Source organism: Streptomyces sp. MH60 (assembly GCF_002939385.1).
Taxonomy (GTDB): domain Bacteria; phylum Actinomycetota; class Actinomycetes; order Streptomycetales; family Streptomycetaceae; genus Streptomyces.
Map to the genome: position 1 here is coordinate 40,626 of NZ_MULI01000011.1, position 17,271 is coordinate 57,896.

General features: G+C 71.3%; 10 protein-coding genes and 4 pseudogenes. 8 read left to right on the forward strand and 6 right to left on the reverse strand.

The window, feature by feature from the left end; translation table 11 throughout:
* Positions 1-26: 26 nt before the first annotated feature.
* From BZZ08_RS10535 to BZZ08_RS10550, 4 genes and pseudogenes are all read right to left on the reverse strand, one after another.
* Positions 27-263: pseudogene (locus BZZ08_RS10535) on the reverse strand (tyrosine-type recombinase/integrase); the annotation flags it as partial.
* A gap of 32 nt (positions 264-295) precedes the next feature.
* Entirely contained in the window at positions 296-826 is a 531-nt protein-coding gene (locus BZZ08_RS10540) for an SMI1/KNR4 family protein (protein ID WP_241965433.1), read from the reverse strand.
* Positions 827-883: 57 nt separating this feature from the next.
* Positions 884-1,749: pseudogene (locus BZZ08_RS10545) on the reverse strand (IS5 family transposase).
* Positions 1,710-2,264, reverse strand: a pseudogene (locus BZZ08_RS10550) (site-specific integrase); the annotation flags it as partial. The pseudogenes BZZ08_RS10550 and BZZ08_RS10545, both read right to left, overlap by 40 nt.
* A 245-nt stretch (positions 2,265-2,509) precedes the next feature.
* Between BZZ08_RS10550 and BZZ08_RS10555 the strand changes: the two are divergent.
* The 5 genes from BZZ08_RS10555 (at position 2,510) to BZZ08_RS10575 (ending at position 7,020) form a co-directional block, all read left to right on the forward strand.
* Entirely contained in the window at positions 2,510-3,631 is a 1,122-nt protein-coding gene (locus BZZ08_RS10555; protein WP_446750248.1) for a site-specific integrase, read from the forward strand.
* Between the two features lie 20 nt (positions 3,632-3,651).
* On the forward strand, positions 3,652-4,968 hold the full coding sequence (gene pcaDC / locus BZZ08_RS10560; protein WP_446750249.1) for a bifunctional 3-oxoadipate enol-lactonase/4-carboxymuconolactone decarboxylase PcaDC: 1,317 nt from the start codon (positions 3,652-3,654) through the stop codon (positions 4,966-4,968).
* A 43-nt stretch (positions 4,969-5,011) separates the two neighbouring features.
* A complete protein-coding gene (locus tag BZZ08_RS10565; RefSeq protein ID WP_104631910.1) occupies positions 5,012-5,647 on the forward strand; it encodes an MBL fold metallo-hydrolase in 636 nt (211 codons plus the stop codon).
* 60 nt (positions 5,648-5,707) lie between these two features.
* Positions 5,708-6,487, forward strand: coding sequence for an exodeoxyribonuclease III (locus BZZ08_RS10570; protein ID WP_104631911.1), 780 nt, complete (start codon positions 5,708-5,710; stop codon positions 6,485-6,487).
* Between the two features lie 125 nt (positions 6,488-6,612).
* On the forward strand, positions 6,613-7,020 hold the full coding sequence (locus BZZ08_RS10575; RefSeq protein ID WP_104631912.1) for a DUF6278 family protein: 408 nt from the start codon (positions 6,613-6,615) through the stop codon (positions 7,018-7,020).
* Positions 7,021-7,310: 290 nt separating this feature from the next.
* On the opposite strand, the gene BZZ08_RS10580 is transcribed toward BZZ08_RS10575, so the two are convergent.
* The gene (locus tag BZZ08_RS10580) at positions 7,311-8,918 is read right to left on the reverse strand and encodes an amidase family protein (RefSeq protein ID WP_104631913.1); all 1,608 of its coding nucleotides are present in this window, start codon (positions 8,916-8,918) and stop codon (positions 7,311-7,313) included.
* A gap of 211 nt (positions 8,919-9,129) precedes the next feature.
* Between BZZ08_RS10580 and BZZ08_RS10585 the strand changes: the two genes are divergently transcribed.
* Positions 9,130-9,855 (forward strand): lytic polysaccharide monooxygenase, encoded by a 726-nt coding sequence (locus tag BZZ08_RS10585; protein WP_104631914.1) that lies wholly within the window; start codon positions 9,130-9,132, stop codon positions 9,853-9,855.
* 254 nt (positions 9,856-10,109) lie between these two features.
* Positions 10,110-11,897: a glycoside hydrolase family 35 protein gene (locus tag BZZ08_RS10590; RefSeq protein WP_104631915.1), complete on the forward strand. Its 1,788-nt coding sequence runs from the start codon at positions 10,110-10,112 to the stop codon at positions 11,895-11,897.
* 89 nt (positions 11,898-11,986) lie between these two features.
* Here the strand turns inward: BZZ08_RS10590 and BZZ08_RS10595 are convergent.
* Positions 11,987-16,261 (reverse strand): annotated as a pseudogene (locus BZZ08_RS10595) (endo-alpha-N-acetylgalactosaminidase family protein); the annotation flags it as partial.
* Between BZZ08_RS10595 and BZZ08_RS10600 the strand changes: the two are divergent.
* Positions 16,179-17,264, forward strand: coding sequence for a LacI family DNA-binding transcriptional regulator (locus tag BZZ08_RS10600; RefSeq protein WP_104631916.1), 1,086 nt, complete (start codon positions 16,179-16,181; stop codon positions 17,262-17,264). The pseudogene BZZ08_RS10595 and the gene BZZ08_RS10600 sit on opposite strands and share 83 nt — an antisense overlap.
* Positions 17,265-17,271 lie beyond the last annotated feature (7 nt).

Consider the following 17,271-nt stretch of genomic DNA (forward strand, 5'->3'; position numbering starts at 1 on the left):
CTTGACGGCAGTAGTTGACGGCAACGTCAGCGTACGAAGGCGGCGCAGGGTGGCGGTTCGTCGCCGTCGGCGCCGGCCGTCTCGGTGATCGCCGGGCCGTTGAGCGCGGTGCCGAGCGTGTCGATGGCGTCGCGCTGGAGGCGGAGTCGGACGTGGGCGTAGACGCCGGCGGTGACGCCGATGTGGGAGTGGCCGAGGAGTTCCTTGATGACGACGAGTTCGACGCCCTGTTCCAGGAGCAGGGTGGCGGTGGAGTGCCTTACAACGGCTAACAAAATGGTCGTTGGGCCTGTGCTTACAGGTATCCCGGCTCGCCGTCGGCGTTGAACCTTGTCAGGGAACGCTCCAGCAGCTCCAGAAACTGTCGTAGGTCATCGGCTACCTTGTCGAGCTCCGCTTCGTCCAGCGAAGCCGTCCGCGTCCGGTAAACGGCCCCATCAGGCCCCGCGACATAGATCAGGCCGCCGCCGTTCGAGCCGATGACCAGGCCACGGCTCTTTTCGTCCGTGCCGACGTCGACAACGCCGTACTCCTGGAGCCGCAGCAGGAGGTCACCGGCCGTATCGAGGAAGTAGCCGTTGCCGACGTCCTCCCATGTGACGTCACCGATGCTTTCGTAGAAGGTGACCAGGTCAGCTGGTGTAGGGGTGACTTGGGCGAGCGTGTGTGCCGCGGCTTGATCATCGTGGTCCGCCGGCCGGACCTGGTTGATCCCAGGAGGAAAGCCGTGCCGATGCTCGAACTCGCCTGTCCTGGCCGTGAGAGTCCCGCTGACCCTCTCTGTCCACGAGGCCAGCCAGGCAGGCGAAAGCGATCGGTCACTCATGAGGCCGGATCATGGCATGAGCCACGGACATCCATGGAGTGCCCAGCGGTTCCAGTGTCAGCGCAATGCCCTGAGCTGCCGATGGGTGATGAGGCAGCAGGCGAGTTTGAGGAATGCTTCGTGGATGTCGGCTCGCCGTTCCCAGCGGATTCGCAGGCGACGGAAGCCGTGCAACCAGGCAAAGCTCCTCTCCACAACCCAGCGGTAGGTGCCCAGTCCGGTGCCGTGCAGGGTGCCGCGGCGGGCGATCGCGGGCACGATGCCGCGGGCACGGACCTGGTCCCGGTAGATGTCGTGGTCGTACCCGCGGTCGGCGAACAGGGAGTCCGGCTTCCGGCGAGGATGACCGACCCGGCCGCGGACCGGCGGGATCGCGTCGAGCAGGGGCAGGAGCTGGGTGACGTCGTTGCCGTTGCCGCCAGTCAGCAGGACCGCGAGCGGGGTGCCGTGTCCGTCGGTGATCAAGTGATGCTTGGAGCCGGCTCGTCCCCGGTCGACCGGTGATGGGCCCGTGTGCTGCCCCCTTTTAGCGCCCTGACGTAGGAGGAGTCGACCACGCAGCGGGACCAGTCCAGACGTGCGGCCGCGTTCAGTTCGGCCAGCAGGATCTCGTGCAGCCGTTGCCAGACGCCAGCCTCGTTCCAGTCCCGCAGCCGGCGCCAGCACGTCATGCCCGACCCGAAGCCGAGGTCCTTGGGCAGGTACTCCCACTGGATCCCGGTGTGCAGCACGTACAAGATCCCGCACAGCACCGCCCGGTCCGGCAACGGCTTGCGACCTGGATGCCGGAACCTGCGCTCACGCTGCGGCAGCAGCGGCTCCAGACGGTCCCACAGTTCATCCGACACTATCCACGGCGACGTCCCCACACCGGACCGAACGCTCAACTCTCGTGCCGGACACGGCAGCCAGGACTGATCCACCTCATTGTGTTAGCCGTACTTGGGCCATGGAAGCGGATGCGACGGAGGCCGGCGCGGCGGAGGAGGGTGGTGAAGGTGCGGGTGAGGTTGGTCGGGTCGATCGGTGTGCCCTGCACCGTGGTGAACACGTGCCCGCTGTGCTGCCACGCGGTGTTTGTGGCCTCGCGTTCGTGCTGCTGCTCCCGGTGGAGTTTCAGTGACTGGAGACACCACAGACACCACGTGGGGAGGGCGATGCGGCGTTCGGATGCCCGGGTCTTGGTGGGCAGCGTGGTGAGCCCGCCTACGGCGGTGCGCTGAAGGGTGCGGCGGATGGCGGCGGTGCCCGCGTCGAGGTCGAGGTCTTCCCAGCGGAGGCCGAGGAGTTCGCCCTTGCGGAGTCCGGTGTGGAGGGCGAGTTCGAACAGGGCGTGCAGCCGGTGACCTCCTGCGTAGGTGAGGAGCTGGCGGGCTTCGTCGGCGGTGAGGGGTTCGAAGCGTCGGGGCCGTGGGGTGCCGGTGCGGACGTTGCGGGCGGGGCGCAACATAGACGTTGATCGCCGGTTGGCCAAACCGGCGAGGATGGCGACCCTTGAGGGAGTTCATGTTCACTGGGTTCAGCGTTGGATCCGTGTGGGTCAAGAGGAGTCGAGACCCTCTAGGAGAGTGAGTAGTCCTGTCCGACCCCATCAAGAAGCTCGTTCCGGATAGCAAGGGCAGGGTCCGGTACCGGTTTGTGGTCGATGCAGGCCCTGATCCGGTCACGGGGAAGCGTAAGCAGGTGACCCGTACGTTCGGGACGTTGAGGGAGGCGAAGGCGGAGTACGCGAGCATCGTGCATCGTCGCTACGAGGCGGCGCGCGCGCCGCTCAGTCAGATCACCGTGGACGAGTGGCTCGATCAGTGGCTGTCCATGAAGGCAGAAGATCTGGAAGAGAGTACTGCCTACAGCTACACCATGACCTTGGCCCGCGTCCGCGGAAGGCTTGGACACATCCGGCTCCAGGACCTCACCGAGGACCATGTCGACGCATGGATGCGATGGGCGCTCCAGGAGGGGCGTGGGCGGGGAGGGAGGCCGGGCACCGGCCTGGGGGCGACTTCGGTCCAGATGTCGCTGGCCCGGCTGAAGGAGGCGCTTGACCGGGCAGTGACACAAGGCTTGCTCCAGGTGAACGTCGCTCGTGAGGTGACCGTTCCCCGTAGGGCACGGAAGGCAGAGCGCAGGGCCAGGGAGGCTGTGCCGCCGTGGAGCGTCGCGGAAGTGCGCGCCTTTGTTCGTGCGATCGCAGGTGATCGCCTGCAGGCACCGTTCCTCCTGGCTCTGATGGGTCTTCGGCCGGCGGAGATCTGTGGCATGCGCTGGACGGACATCGACCTGGACGAAGCCACCGTGTCCATCACCAACACCCGGACGGTCATGGGGAACGACATCGTGGTGGAGAAGACCACCAAGTCACCCGCCGGTGAGCGGCAGCTCCCTCTGCCGGCTCCGGTTGTGGCTGCTTTGACCGAGTTCCGGGCTGCTCAGGCAGCCGAGAAGACGGCGGCGGGTCAGGTGTACGAAGACAGCGGCTACGTTCTTGTGGACGCTCGGGGAAGAGCGCTCAACGGGCGGCAACTGCGTGAGCGGGCTTACAAGGTCATGGACCGCAGCGGGCTGCGTCGGGTCCGTCTGTACGACGCCCGTGCGAGCTGCCTGACGTACCTGGCGAACCACGAGGTCCCGGACCACCTCCTCGCCCGCTGGGCCGGTCACGCCGACGTCCGGACCACGAAGCGCTGGTACGTGAAGCCGGATGTGGAGGACCTGCGGCCGACGGCGGACACGTGGGGAGGTCTGGCGAGTGGGTCCGCCCCCGTTCACGAAGAGAATGTGAGATGTGGGAGCGTGAACGGGTGAGTGAGAAGAACGTCGACAGCATGCAATACCGCTTTGACGGGCCGGAACAGGCCCCGGTCCTGGTCATGGGGCCGTCCCTCGGTGCTACATGGCACATGTGGGACCGGCAGGTGCCCGAACTGGCTCAGCAGTGGCGGGTCTTCCGGTTCGACCTGCCCGGACACGGCGGTGCCCCGGCCCACCCGGCAGGGTCCGTCGCCGAACTCACCACGCGTCTGCTGGCCACCCTCGACGGACTCGGCGTGCACCGCTTCGGGTACGCAGGCTGCGCCTTCGGCGGTGCCGTCGGCATCGAGCTGGCCCTGCGCCACCCCGAGCGACTCGCCTCCCTCGCGCTGATCGCCGCCTCGCCCCGGTTCGGCACGGCCGACGAGTTCCGCCAGCGCGGCGTGATCGTGCGCACCAACGGGCTCGACCCCATCGCCCGCAGCTCCCCCGAGCGCTGGTTCACCGGCGGGTACGCGGCCGCCCAGCCCGCGATCACCGAATGGGCCGTGCAGATGGTGCGGACCACCGATCCCGGCTGCTACATCTCCGCCTGCGAGGCCCTCGCCGCCTTCGACGTGCGCGGCGAACTCGGCCGGGTCGGCGTCCCCACCCTGGTCCTCGTCGGCTCCGACGACCAGGTCACCGGCCCCGCCGAGGCCCGCACCCTGGTCGCCGGCATCCCCGACGCCCGCCTCGCGGTGGTCCCCGGCGCCTCCCACCTGGTCCCGGTCGAGCAGCCCGCCGCCGTCACCGACCTGCTGGTGCGGCACTTCACCACCGCCTGGCAGGCCGCCCACGACGCCACCTCCACCGGCCAGATCCCCGTCCCGGTCCACCCCGCGCACCCGGTACCGGTCGCCGGGACCGGCGCCGGGCCCGTCCAGCCGGTGCCGGTCCAGCCGCCGCAGACCGTGCCCATCGCCGAGATCGCCCCGGCCCCCGCCGTGCCGCCGCAGGCACAGGGGCGGCCCGATCCGTACGACGCGGGGCTCAAGGTGCGCCGAGAGGTCCTCGGCGACGGGCACGTCGACCAGGCGCTCGCGCAGGCGGACGAGTTCTCGGGGGACTTCCAGGAGTTCCTCACCCGGTACGCCTGGGGAGAGATCTGGGACCGTCCGGGCCTCGACCGGCGCTCGCGCAGCTGCGTCACCCTCACCGCCCTGGTCGCCGGCGGTCACCTGGACGAGCTGGCACCCCACCTCAGGGCCGCCCTGCGCAACGGCCTCACCCCGGGCGAGATCAAGGAAGTACTGCTCCAGGCGGCCGTCTACTGCGGCGTGCCGGCCGCGAGCGGCGCGTTCCGGGTGGCCCAGCAGGTCATCCGCGAGGAGACGACACCGCCCGAGTGAGCCCCACGGGCGGGGAGCGGGCGCGCGGCGGCAGGATGGAGTCATGAAGCTCACCAAGAAGTCGCACGCCTGCGTCCGCCTCGAGAAGGACGGGCAGACGCTCGTCCTGGACCCCGGCGGGTTCAGCGAGGAGGACGCCGCCCTGGGCGCGGACGCGATCCTCGTCACCCACGAGCACCCGGACCACTTCGACGAGCTGCGGCTGCGCGCCGCCATGGAGGACAACCCGGCCGCCGCGATCTGGACGCTGAAGTCGGTCGCGGAGAAGATCTCGGCGGCGTTCCCGGGCCGTGTCCACACCGTCGGTCACGGCGACACCTTCACCGCCGCCGGTTTCGACGTACAGGTCCACGGGGAGCTGCACGCGGTGATCCACCCGGACATCCCGCGCGTCACCAACGTCGGCTTCCTGGTGGACGGCGGCAAGGTCTTCCACCCCGGCGACGCCCTCACCGTCCCCGACCGTCCGGTCGAGACGCTGATGCTGCCGGTCATGGCCCCGTGGAACAAGATCGCCGAGGTGATCGAGTACGTCCGCGAGGTCAAACCGCGGCGGGCCTACGACATCCACGACGCCCTCCTCACCGACCTCGCCCGCCCGATCTACGACCGTCAGATCGGCGAGCTGGGCGGCTCCGAGCACCTGCGGCTGACGCCGGGCGACTCCGCCCGGGTGTGAGACCCGGGGCCGGACCCCGGGCGGGACCCGTTGTCAGTGCCGCCCGGTAGGTTGTGGGACATGCGCATCGCGACCTGGAACGTGAACTCGATCACCGCCCGCCTGCCGAGGCTGCTCGCCTGGCTGGAGAGCAGCGGCACCGACGTGCTGTGCCTCCAGGAGGCCAAGGTCGCCGAGGCGCAGTTCCCCTTCGACGAGCTGCGGGAGGCGGGCTACGAGGCGGCGGTCCACGCCACCGGCCGGTGGAACGGCGTGGCGGTGCTCTCCCGCGTCGGCCTCGACGACGTGGTCAAGGGCCTGCCCGGCGACCCGGGCTACGAGGGCGTCCAGGAGCCCCGCGCGATCTCCGCCACCTGCGGCCCGGCCCGCGTCTGGTCCGTATACGTGCCGAACGGGCGCGAGGTGGACCACCCGCACTACGCCTACAAGCTCCAGTGGTTCGAGGCCCTGCGCGCCGCCGTCGAGGGCGATGCCTCCGGCAGCCGCCCCTTCGCCGTGATGGGTGACTACAACGTCGCGCCGGCCGACGAGGACGTCTACGACCGTGCGGCCTTCGAGGGCGCCACCCACGTCACCCCCGCCGAGCGCGCCGCCCTCGCCTCCCTGCGCGGCGCCGGCCTGTCCGACGTGGTCCCGCGCCCGCTCAAGTACGACCATCCCTTCACGTACTGGGATTACCGCCAGCTCTGCTTCCCCAAGAACCGCGGCATGCGCATCGACCTGGTGTACGGCAACGAGCCCTTCGCCAAGGCGGTCACCGACTCCTACGTCGACCGCGAGGAGCGCAAGGGCAAGGGTGCCTCGGACCACGCGCCGGTCGTCGTGGACCTGGACCTGTAGCCGCGCACGCCGCGCACGCCGCGCACGCCGCGCACGCCGCGCACGCCGTGCAGGGCAGTGCACGCCGCGCACACCATCCGCGTGCCCTGTGGTGCACATGGCGGTACGAATGACAGTGTGGAGGTATGAACTTCCCCTTCCTGGGCAAGCGGCGCGAGGATCCCCGGGCGCACGACGCGGAGGGCATCGGCGAGCTGCTCGCCGACTGTGATCTGCTGCGCTCGCAGGCGCTGCGGGAGGGGGTCAGGCTCGACGACTCCGCGCTCTCCCTGGAACAGCTGGACCAGGTGCTGCCACGCTGGCGCAGCGACGAGGAGATCCTGACCTGGCTCGGCAACGACGCCGGTCTGTACCTCGGCACCGTGATCGTGCGCACCGTGCCCGGCGCCGCCTGGGCCATCCGCTCCGACGGTCAGCCGGTCGTCCGGCTCGCCTCCGGCCGGGAGTTCGACGTGGTGGCGAACGGCCAGGCGTGGGCGGAGGACGGCGTGCCCGAACTCTCCCAGCTGTACGGAGAAGTCGCCGAGGCGTGAGGCGAGGCGTGGGCCGAAGTGCGCACCGCGGAGCCGCCGCCGCGGTCGCCCGCCGTCACGCCTTCCCCAAAGCCCGCCTTAAATAGGGGTAATGATCAAAAGGTGCGTGTCGGTGGTATTCGTGCTGTTTGTCTCGATACGTTGCGGTGGTCGGATCGGACGCGGACGCACGGGGGACTACGCAGGGTGCAGCCGGAGATCACTGCTCGCGGGCGAGGAGAAGGTCAGCTGCATACCGGCGAGCGACCGCGTCGAGGCACCGCTCGACGGCTCGGCGCTCGCCGGTCGGCTCAGCGTGCGGTGCCGGACGGAGCCGAGGGCAGATACCGGGGCGCCCGCCAGGCGTCCAGCCGGTGCTCCACCGCCGCCCCCAGGGACAGCAGTTCGGCGTCCTGGCGGTCGCCGGCCATGAGGAGCAGCCCCACCGGCAGCTCCCCGACGAAGCCGGCGGGCACGGACAGCGAGGGGTACCCGGCGACGGCGGCGGGGGTCGAGGACGGGATCACGTCGTTGTCGCCGCGCGCGCAGTCGGTGGTCCAGGCGGGCGGGTTCGCCGGGGAGGCGATGGCGTCCAGGCCGTGCGCGGCCATGACCTCGTCTATGGACCGCCGGGACAGGTCGGTCAACTCCGCGCGCATCGCCCGGTACTCCGGGTCCGTGGTGGGCGGCGCGGCCAGCGCCTGCTCGAACAGCTCCTGGCCGGCGAAGCAGGTCTGCTCCCGCGGGTGCGTGCGGTTGAACTCGATCAGCTCGGCCAGGTCCTGCGGCCCGCCGCGAGTCGGGAGGTAGGCGTCGATGTCCCGGTGGAACTCGCTCAGCAGCGCCGGGAACTCGAGTTCGGCCAGCCGCTCCTGATAGGGCATGGTCACCTCGACGACCTCGGCCCCCGCAGCGGTCAGCCGCTGCGCGGTACGGCTCATGAGGGCGTCCACCTCGGCGCCGAGCGAGGGCAGCCGCCACAGGCCGATCCGTTTGCCGCGCAGGCTGCCGGGAGGGCCGACCGCGTCCGTGAGGCTCGCGGCGCCGCCGGTGCGCACGGTGTCACGGCCGCCGAGCACGGCGAGGGTGAGCGCGGCGTCGGTCACGTTGCGGGCCATGGGCCCCGCGGTGTCCTGCTCGGCGGAGATCGGTACGACGCCCGACTGGCTGACCACTCCGAGGCTGGGCTTGAGGCCGACCACGCCGTTCATCCCGGCGGGGCACACGATGGAGCCGTCCGTCTCGGTCCCGACCGCCACCTGGGCCAGCGACGCGGCGAGCGCCGCGGCCGAACCGGAGGACGAACCGCAGGGATTGCGGTCCAGGACGTACGGGTTGTTGGTCTGCCCGCCCACCGCCGACCACCCCGACGTCGGCTTCGCCGCGCGGAAGTTGGCCCACTCGGAGAGGTTGGTCTTGCCGAGAATCACCGCGCCGGCCGCCCGCAGCTTCCCGACCAGGTCCGCGTCGGTGTCCGGTGGGCTCCCGGCGAGGGCCAGCGACCCGGCGGTGGTCGGCATGTCACGGGTGTTCACATTGTCCTTGAGCAGAACGGGGATGCCGTCCAGCGGGCCCCGGGTCTTGCCGAGACGATGCCTCAGGTCGCTGGCGGCCGCCTGGCGCAGGGCCGTCGGGCTGGTGCGCAGCACCGAGTTGATCCTCGGGTCGACGGCCTTGATCCGCCGCAGGTAGGCGCGGGTCAGCTTGAGCGAGGACAGCGATCCGCGGTTCATGCGGGCCTGGAGTTCGGGGATGGTCACCGTGTCGAGGTCGACCCCGCCGACCAGCGTCGACTCGGCGGATCGCGCCGCGTCGCCGGGTCCGGAGCCGGCGGCCGCGGCCCGTTGACCGGGCGCCGCCGCGGCGAGGGAGGCCACGACCAGGATCGCGGTCAGGGCCGCCATGCTTCTCTTCTTCATGGCGGACAGCCCACTACACGGGGCCGCCCGGCACAAGGGGCCCCTCGGCCTTGGACGTTGGCGCGACGCGCACCCCCTTGACGGCCCCCACTCCTTCGCTAAGGTCTAGACCTACACGCGCAGGTCTAGACCTGCGGGCGGGTTGCCTCATCGGCACCGTCGTAAGCCGGGGCAGGCTGATTCGACGCGGACCGAAGGGAACAGTGATGTCATGCGCATGAAAAGAAGGGTGGCCGCCGCCGTGGGAGCGCTGGTCGCTCCCGTGGTGGCCCTGAGCCTGCCGGCGCCCACGGCGAGCGCCCACGGCTGGGTGGTCTCGCCGGGGAGCCGGCAGGACCAGTGCGCCAACCGCGTGGTGCAGTGCGGCCAGATCAAGTGGGAACCGGCGAGCGTCGAGGGCCCGAAGGGACTGCGCAACTGCAGTGGCGGGGACGCCCGGTGGGCCGACCTGGACGACGACAGCAAGGGCTGGCGGGTCACCCCGATCGGCACCACGCACACCTTCACCTGGACCATCGAGGCACGGCACGCCACCAGCAACTGGCAGTACTTCATCGGCGACCGGAAGATCGCCCAGTTCGACGGGCACGGCGCCCTGCCGCCCGCCTCGGTCAGCCACCAGTTGGACTTCGGCGGGTTCAGCGGGCGGCAGAAGGTGCTCGCGGTCTGGAACATCGCGGACACCGCCAACGCCTTCTACGCCTGCATCGACGTCAACATCGGTGGCGGCGGCGGTGACGACGGTGGTGGAGACGGCGGCGGCGACGACCAGCCGGGCGACTGCGTCGCGGGAGCCTGGAGCGCCGGGAGCGTCTACAACGGTGGCGAGACCGTCTCCCACGACGGCCGCACCTGGCGTGCCAAGTGGTGGGTGACGGGCGAGGAGCCCGGCACCACCGGCGAGTGGGGCGTCTGGGAGGACCTCGGCGCCTGCTGAGCACGACCGGTCGGCGTACGCACCGGAAGGCGCGTGCGCCGACCCCCGCCGTCCTGGACCGGCCCACATGTCCTGCCGCTCGCCGGTCCCGCGCGAGCTCCTGAGGTCGACGGTGTGCCGTAGCGGTCCTGATAGCGATGCCAGCAGCACCGCAGGTCGCCTCCGGCGCCGGCCTGCTGGTCGCGCCCGGAGAAGGATTGGCATCGATAACAACGTCTGCCATAGTCGCAGCTATCGATGGTCAAGGAGGCACCGTGCAGCGATCCACCCTCACCCACGCCGACGGCACCCTGCTGCGGAACGGGCGCCCGCACCGCCTCCTGGCCGGCTCGCTGCACTACTTCCGGGTTCATCCCGGACACTGGGCCGACCGGCTCCGACGGCTGGCCGCCCTCGGTCTGAACACGGTCGACACCTACGTCCCGTGGAACTTCCACGAACGCACCCCGGGCGACATCCGCTTCGACGGCCCGCGCGACCTGGACCGCTTCGTCCGGCTCGCCCAGGACGAGGGGCTGGACGTCGTCGTGCGGCCGGGCCCGTACATCTGCGCCGAGTGGGACAACGGCGGTCTGCCCGCCTGGCTGACCGGCACCCCGGGCATGCGGCTGCGCACGTCCCACGGCCCCTTCCTCGAAGCGGTCGACCGCTGGTTCGACGCGCTGATCCCCCGCGTCGCGGACCTCCAGGCGGGCCGGGGCGGACCGGTCGTGGCCGTGCAGATCGAGAACGAGTACGGCAGCTACGGCGACGACCACTCCTACGTCCGCCACATCCGGGACGCCCTCGTCGGCCGGGGCATCACCGAACTGCTCTACACCGCGGACGGACCGACCCCGCTGATGCAGGACGGCGGAGCCCTGCCCGGCGAACTGGCGGCGGCGACCTTCGGCTCACGTCCCGCCGAGGCCGCGGCGCTGCTGCGCTCGCGCCGGAGCGGGGAGCCGTTCTTCTGCGCCGAGTTCTGGAACGGCTGGTTCGACCACTGGGGCGAGAAGCACCACGTCCGGTCGGCGGCGAGCGCGGCCGAGGACCTCGGCGGCATCCTCGACGAAGGCGGCTCGGTGAGCCTCTACATGGCGCACGGGGGCACCAACTTCGGGCTGTGGGCGGGCGCCAACCACGACGGCGAGGGCCTCCAGCCGACCGTCACCAGCTACGACTCGGACGCCCCCATCGCCGAGAACGGTGCCCTGACCCCGAAGTTCATCGCCCTGCGGGACAGACTGACCGCGCTCGACGGCGCCGGAGCCCGGCGACCGCTGCCGGCCGACCCACCGCTGCTGGCCCCCCGCGACCTGCCGGTCACCCGGCACGCGGGCCTGCTCGACGCGCTGCGCGCGGTGTCCGAGCCGGTGTCCGCACCGCTGCCGCCGAGCTTCGAGGAACTGTCCCTGGCCTCCGGCCTGATGCTCTACGAGGCCGAGCCGCTGCTGCCCCCCGGGAACCACGAGGTGACCGTCACGGGTCTGCACGACCGCGCCCAGGTGTTCGTCGACGACACACCCGTCGCCGTACTGGACCGCGAGAGCGCCTCCTTCACCGTCTCCGGGACCGGCGCGCGGGTCCGGCTGGCGCTGCTGGTGGAGAACCAGGGGCGGATCAACTACGGCCCGCTGCTCGGCCAGGGCAAGGGCATCCTCGGCGGCGTCCGGGTGGAGCGACGGCTGGTGCACGGCTGGACGACGCGTCCCCTGCCGCTCGACGCGTGGACCTCGCGGGACACGGCACGCGCCGCTGCGGCGGCCCCCTCGGACGGCCGGGCGGGGTTCGCCACCGCGGTCCTGTCCGTGGCCGAGCCCGCGGACACCTTCGTCGCCCTGCCCGGGTTCGGCAAGGGGTTCCTGTGGGTCAACGGCACCCTGCTGGGCCGCTACTGGGAGATCGGGCCCCAGACCACGCTCTACCTGCCCGGCCCGCTCCTGCGCCCCGGCGACAACACCCTGACCGTGCTGGAACTCGAACGTTTCGGCGACCGCGTCGCCCTGCACGACCGCCCCGGCCTCGGGCCGTCGGAGGAGTACGTCGAGACCTTCGACTGACCGCTTCGGCCGACGGCGGCCGGGCGTTCCCCCGGCGGGTAGCCCGTGGGGAGGTCCACGGGCACGCCGTACACGCGCATCTCCGCGGCGGCCGCGTAGGGCTGCCCGTTGAGCGCGTCGAGCGCGGTGAACCGCACGTAGGAGGCGCGGACCCGGTCGAAGGAGACGCGCTGGGTCTGCGGGACGTCCTTCAGGGTGCCGCGGGCCACCGTCGTCCAGTCCGCGCCGTCGTCCGACACGGCGACCTCGTAGCCGGCGACACGGCCGTTCTGGCCGCCGCTCTGCCGGCCCAGGTACCCGAACCCGTCGATGTCGGCGGCGCCGCCGAGCTTCAGCGTCACCCAGTGCGGATACGGCGCCTGGGAAGCGGTGTAGTCGGTGTGCCAGATGGTGCCGGCGTCACCGTCGAGAACGTTGGAGACCGGCCCCTCGGCGGCCCCCGACGAGCCGTTCTCCGAGTCGGCGGTCGCGGTCGTCGAACCCGGTGCGAGAACGGGTTCCGCGGTCACCGCGGCGCGGGCGTCGGACGAGACGGTCCTGGTGGCTCCCGCATGGGCGTAGGTGGCCGTCACCTTCCACGTGGCGGAGGTGTCGGTCGTGCCGGCCGGCGGGGTGAGGAGCCAGGTGGTGCGCACGGTCGCGCCCGGCTGCACGCGCGCGAAGAGGTTGCCGTCCTTCTCCTTCACCTCGGCCTTCCAGCCCTTGGGCAGTCCCTGGAGGGCGATGCCCACGTTGTCGGCGTCGGCGGACTCGTGGTTGGTGAACGTCGTGACGTACTCACCGGGCACGCCGGGGCTCAGCTCGGCGCCGGAGGGTGCCGTGACACCGGCGCAGGCGGCCCCGGTCTCCGCCTCGCCCAGGTCGGTCACGGTGAAGTCGTCGAGGGCGAGATCGGTGCCCCGGGCGCTGCCGAGCTTGCGCAGTCCGACCCAGGTGTCCCCGCAGCCGGCGACGATCTCCCGGGAGTAGGACGCCGTGTCCAGGGCCGGTGCCAGCGCGTCACGGGTGATGTCCCGGGAGGCGGTCCTCCCGTCGGCGACCCGGTCCGCGCCGGTGACCCAGGCCCACTGGCCCTCGATGTTGGTCTGGTAGGAGAAGGAGACCCGGTACCTGTGGCCCTCCTGGAAGGGCACCGTCGCGGGGGTCGTGCGGTGGACCAGCCCGGTGTTCTCGGCGTGGGACTTCAGCGAGTGCCGGCCCGCGAGCACGTCGTCGACCGCCTTGCCCCGCAAGGTGCCCGAGTCGTAGGGGGAGTAGGTGTTCTTCCACTCCTTCTGGCTGTAGGGCGCGTGCAGGTCGCTGACGCTGGTGCGGGGGTCGCTGACGCCCCCCGCGTCGCCCTTGACGAAGGGTCCCCAGCCGGGCTGGTTGCCCTCGAAGTCCTCGTGGGCGACGACGGTGCCGTCCTGGGAGCGGGGGAGCGGGGCGGTGGTGTCCGCCATGACGCGTACGTCGTCCAGGACGACCGCGGCGCGGCCCGCGACGGCACCGAGTTCCACGGTGACCGTGCCGTCGCGCGGCGCGGTGAAGGAGACCGAGGCCCGCTGGGAGTAGGTGTCCCGCTTCTCGTCGGCCGCCATCCTGTTCCGCGCCGGTGTGATGTCGAAGGTCCTGGCCTCGCTGTCCTTGCCACCGCGCACCCGCAGCGTCGTCTCCCGGCGCTCGCCGGGGCCGATCTCGACGTCCGCGCCGAGCGTGTACCGCTTGCCCGGGGTCAGACCGCGGACCCGCTGCGCGATGCCGGAGGCGCCGTCGCCCAGTCGGACCACGTTGTCCCCGTTGCCGGCCCGGACGATCTCCGCGCCGCCCCGCGCGTTCCAGCCGTCGAGGTCCCCGCCGTTGAAGCCGGGGTCGGACAGCCCGGTGAACTGGCCGTAGCGCGCGTCCCGGTGAGGCGCCCTGCCGCCGTCCGGCACCAGGACGTACGGCCGCCCCTTCTCGGCGGTGAGGGTCACCCGCCCGTCGTGGGCCGTCACCCGGGCCTTCTTCGCCCGGCCCTGGTCGGTGAGCGCGTAGAGGGTGAAGTCCTCGTCGCCCGCGAACCGTTCGGTCAGTTCGAAGGTGTGCTCGCCGCCGGAGGCGCTGTAGAAGTACATCTTGTCGGCGTCGCGGGGCGAGGTGGTGCCGTCGCCCTTCCCGGCGTTCTGCCAGGGCAGCAGGTAGGTGTCGCCCCTGAGGACTTCGATGCCGTCCATGGAGATCCGCCGCTCGCCGTCGACGGACTGCACGCTCACACCGCCGGTGAGCCGCGCGGACCTGCCGCGGTCCCAGTCCATCACCTGGAAGTGCTGGAGGAACTTGGTCGGCAGGTTGTCGGTCCAGATGTTGCGGTAGAAGGCGTTCCAGTCGTCCTGGCCGGTCCAGCCCTCGAACTCGACGACACTGGCGCCGCCGAGCAGCGGGTCGACGTTCCACACGTCGCGGTCGGAGTTGGCGATGAACCGGACGATGTCGGAGTTGATGCCCTTGTTGGTGGCGCCGCCGTAGTCCTTGTCGGCGGCCCAGTGCGACCACACCGAGGAGCCCTCGAACTTGTACGCCCACTCGGTGGCGACCTCGAAGCCCATCCTGCGCAGCTCGGCGGCCAGACCGTCGGCCAGCCAGCCGCTGGAGTAGTAGGCGTCGATGTAGACGGTCCTGATGCCCGGTGCGTCCTTGCGGAGCTGCCTGAACCGGTCGAGGACGGCGCCGGTGCCCAAATCCTGGCGCTGGTCGATGTGGTACGCCTGGTTGAGCCAGTCCCAGCCGTTCGGCTGCCCCTCGACCATGGCCTGGCTGAAGGTCCTCGCCTGTGCGTAGGCCTCGGTGGCGTTGACGTGCACGGCGAAGTCCGCGTTGTAGTCGGCACCGGTCCGGGTGAGGCGGTTCAGGTCCTTCCACCCGCCCGCGCGGACGTTCTCGTTGCCGCCGTAGTCCGGGTGGGCGGAGTCGTGGCCCTCGCTCGCGTACCCCTTCTCCAGCACCCACTGCCCGAGGTCGTCGGTGGCCATGGAGATGCGCTTGGTGTTGTCCAGCGTCTTCAGGAAGGGGTTGGTGGCCTGGCCGGCGAAGTTGAACGGGATGCGCTGGACCACGCGTTCGGGCACCCGGTCCGCGCCGAGCGGGCGGCGCATGTGCTCCCGGTGGGCGATGGCCCCGTCCTGCCAGTCGACCGTGCCGTCCCGGTTGGCGTCGGCGGCGAGGACCACCGTCGCCCGGGGCAGCTCGTAGGTGTCGACGCGTGGATCGGTCGCGCCCCGGGGACGGTAGGTGTACGTGCCGACCGACAGCTCCGCCCGGCGCCGCCCTTCGCCCGCGTCGACGATGCGGGACCGCAGGCGCGTGTTGCCGTTGGTGTTGTCGTCCTGCGGCGAGTCCTCGGTCGCGTTGGTGATGATGCCCGCGGACAATCCCGCGTTGCCGACGAACGCGTACGGGGTGCCCACGGGCTCCTTGTCCGGGGCGGTGTCGCCGGTGACGGGGATGAAGCGGTCGGCGGTCGTCGTCGAGTCCGTGGAGATCTTCGTCCGGGCGAGGTTGGCGCCCGGGTCGGCGGAGTCGACGGAGACCAGGGACTGACCGGGGATCGCGAGGGTGCGTACGCTCGACGCGGCCTCGCCGGAGATCTTCTCGACGGCGAAGACGACCGTCGTCTCCCCGGTGACCGTGATGGTGGAGGTGATCGTGAGACCGGGCAGGTCCTCGAAGGTGGAGGTGTAGCTCGCCCGGCTGCCCTTCGCCTTCATGGTGGTGGTCGCGCGGTGGGTCTCGCCGTTGACGGTGAAGCTGTCCAGGGCCGTTGCCCGCCCGCCGAGACGGCGCTGCCCCAGCCGGTAGGAGATGACCTGGGGGAACTCCTTCGCCACGGTGACGGTCAGCCCGCCCCGGCTCAGTTCCACCGGTGTGGCGGTCCCGGGCGCCGGGGCCGGGGCGGCCCGGGGCGGGGCCGCGCCCGCGGGCAGGGCCGCGGTCGACAGCAGACCGGCCGTGAGGACCAGCGCCGCGACGACGGCACCGGGGCGCGGCGGTCGTCCGCGTCCCGGCGGGGGAGATGATGAGGCTGTCGGTGTGTCCACTCTGGCCGCTCGCTTCGGGGTGATCGCTGCCATCTCGTTGCCGCTAGCCCTTCTCCGTGTCGACAGAGGCGTCTTCAGAGAAACTTGATCCGCGCGAGGTCCGCGTTGGCGGGAACTATGGCAGAGGATGTTATCGATGCCAATGGGTCGCGCCTGGCTAGACTCCGGGGCGGGACCATCACCTGCGACGGCGGCCAGGGCCGCGGTTCTCGTGGAGAGGCGAGCGATGTCATCGGAAACGCCGGCGGCCGACCGGACGCCCGCGAGCAGACGGTCGGCCGACGACCCCGCCGTCCGGCAGCCCGGCATGGCCGACGTGGCGCGGCTCGCCGGGGTCTCCGCCCAGACGGTCTCCCGCACCCTGGCCGGTCATCCCAACGTCCAGCACAGCACCCGCGCCAAGGTGCTCGCCGCGGTCGAGGAGCTCGGCTACCGCAAGAACAACGCGGCGCGGATGCTGTCGTCGGGGCGCAGCCGGACGATCGGCGTCGTGACGCTGCGGACCACCTTCTACTCCCGGGCGAACCTGCTCTTCGGCATCGAGTCCGCGGCGCGCGAGGCCGGGTACGCGGTCAGTACCGCCGCCACGGCGTCCTTGGACACCGCGGCCATCGAGGGCGCGCTGTCCCGGCTGGCGGAGCAGGACGTCGAGGGGGTCATCCTCTCGGTGCCGCTGGTGCACGTGAGCCCGCGGATCGAGCGGCTCACCCGCTCGGTGCCGACCGTCACGGTGGACGGTTCGCGGACACCGGCCACCGAGATCGTCGCCGTCGACCAGACCCTGGCGGCACGCCTGGCGACCCGGCATCTGATCGAGCTGGGTCACGAGACCGTCTGGCACGTGTCGGGGCCCCAGGAGTGGCTCGACGCGGCCAGCCGCTGCGCCGGCTGGCGCGACACCCTTCAGGAGGCCGGACTGTCCGTGCCGCCGGTCCTCGAGGGGGACTGGACACCCGCCTCCGGGTACCGCAACGGGCTGGTCCTGGGGAAGATCCCCGACGTCACCGCGGTGTTCGTGGCCAGTGACGAGATGGCCTTCGGAGTGATCCGGGCGCTGCACGAGGCCGGGCGCAGGGTGCCGCGGGACATCTCCGTCGTCGGGGTGGACGACATCGCGCTCGCCGAGTACTGCTCGCCCTCGCTGACCACGGTGGCCCAGCCGTTCGCCGAGATGGGTGCCCTCGCGGTCGCCCACCTGCTGCGGCACATCGCCGATCCGGACGCGGCGGCGGAACCCGCCTCGGTCGAGCCCGTGCTGGTCGTGCGCGCCAGTACGGCGGCGGTCGACGGTGCGGCCGGACGCCGGTCCTGAGCGCTGA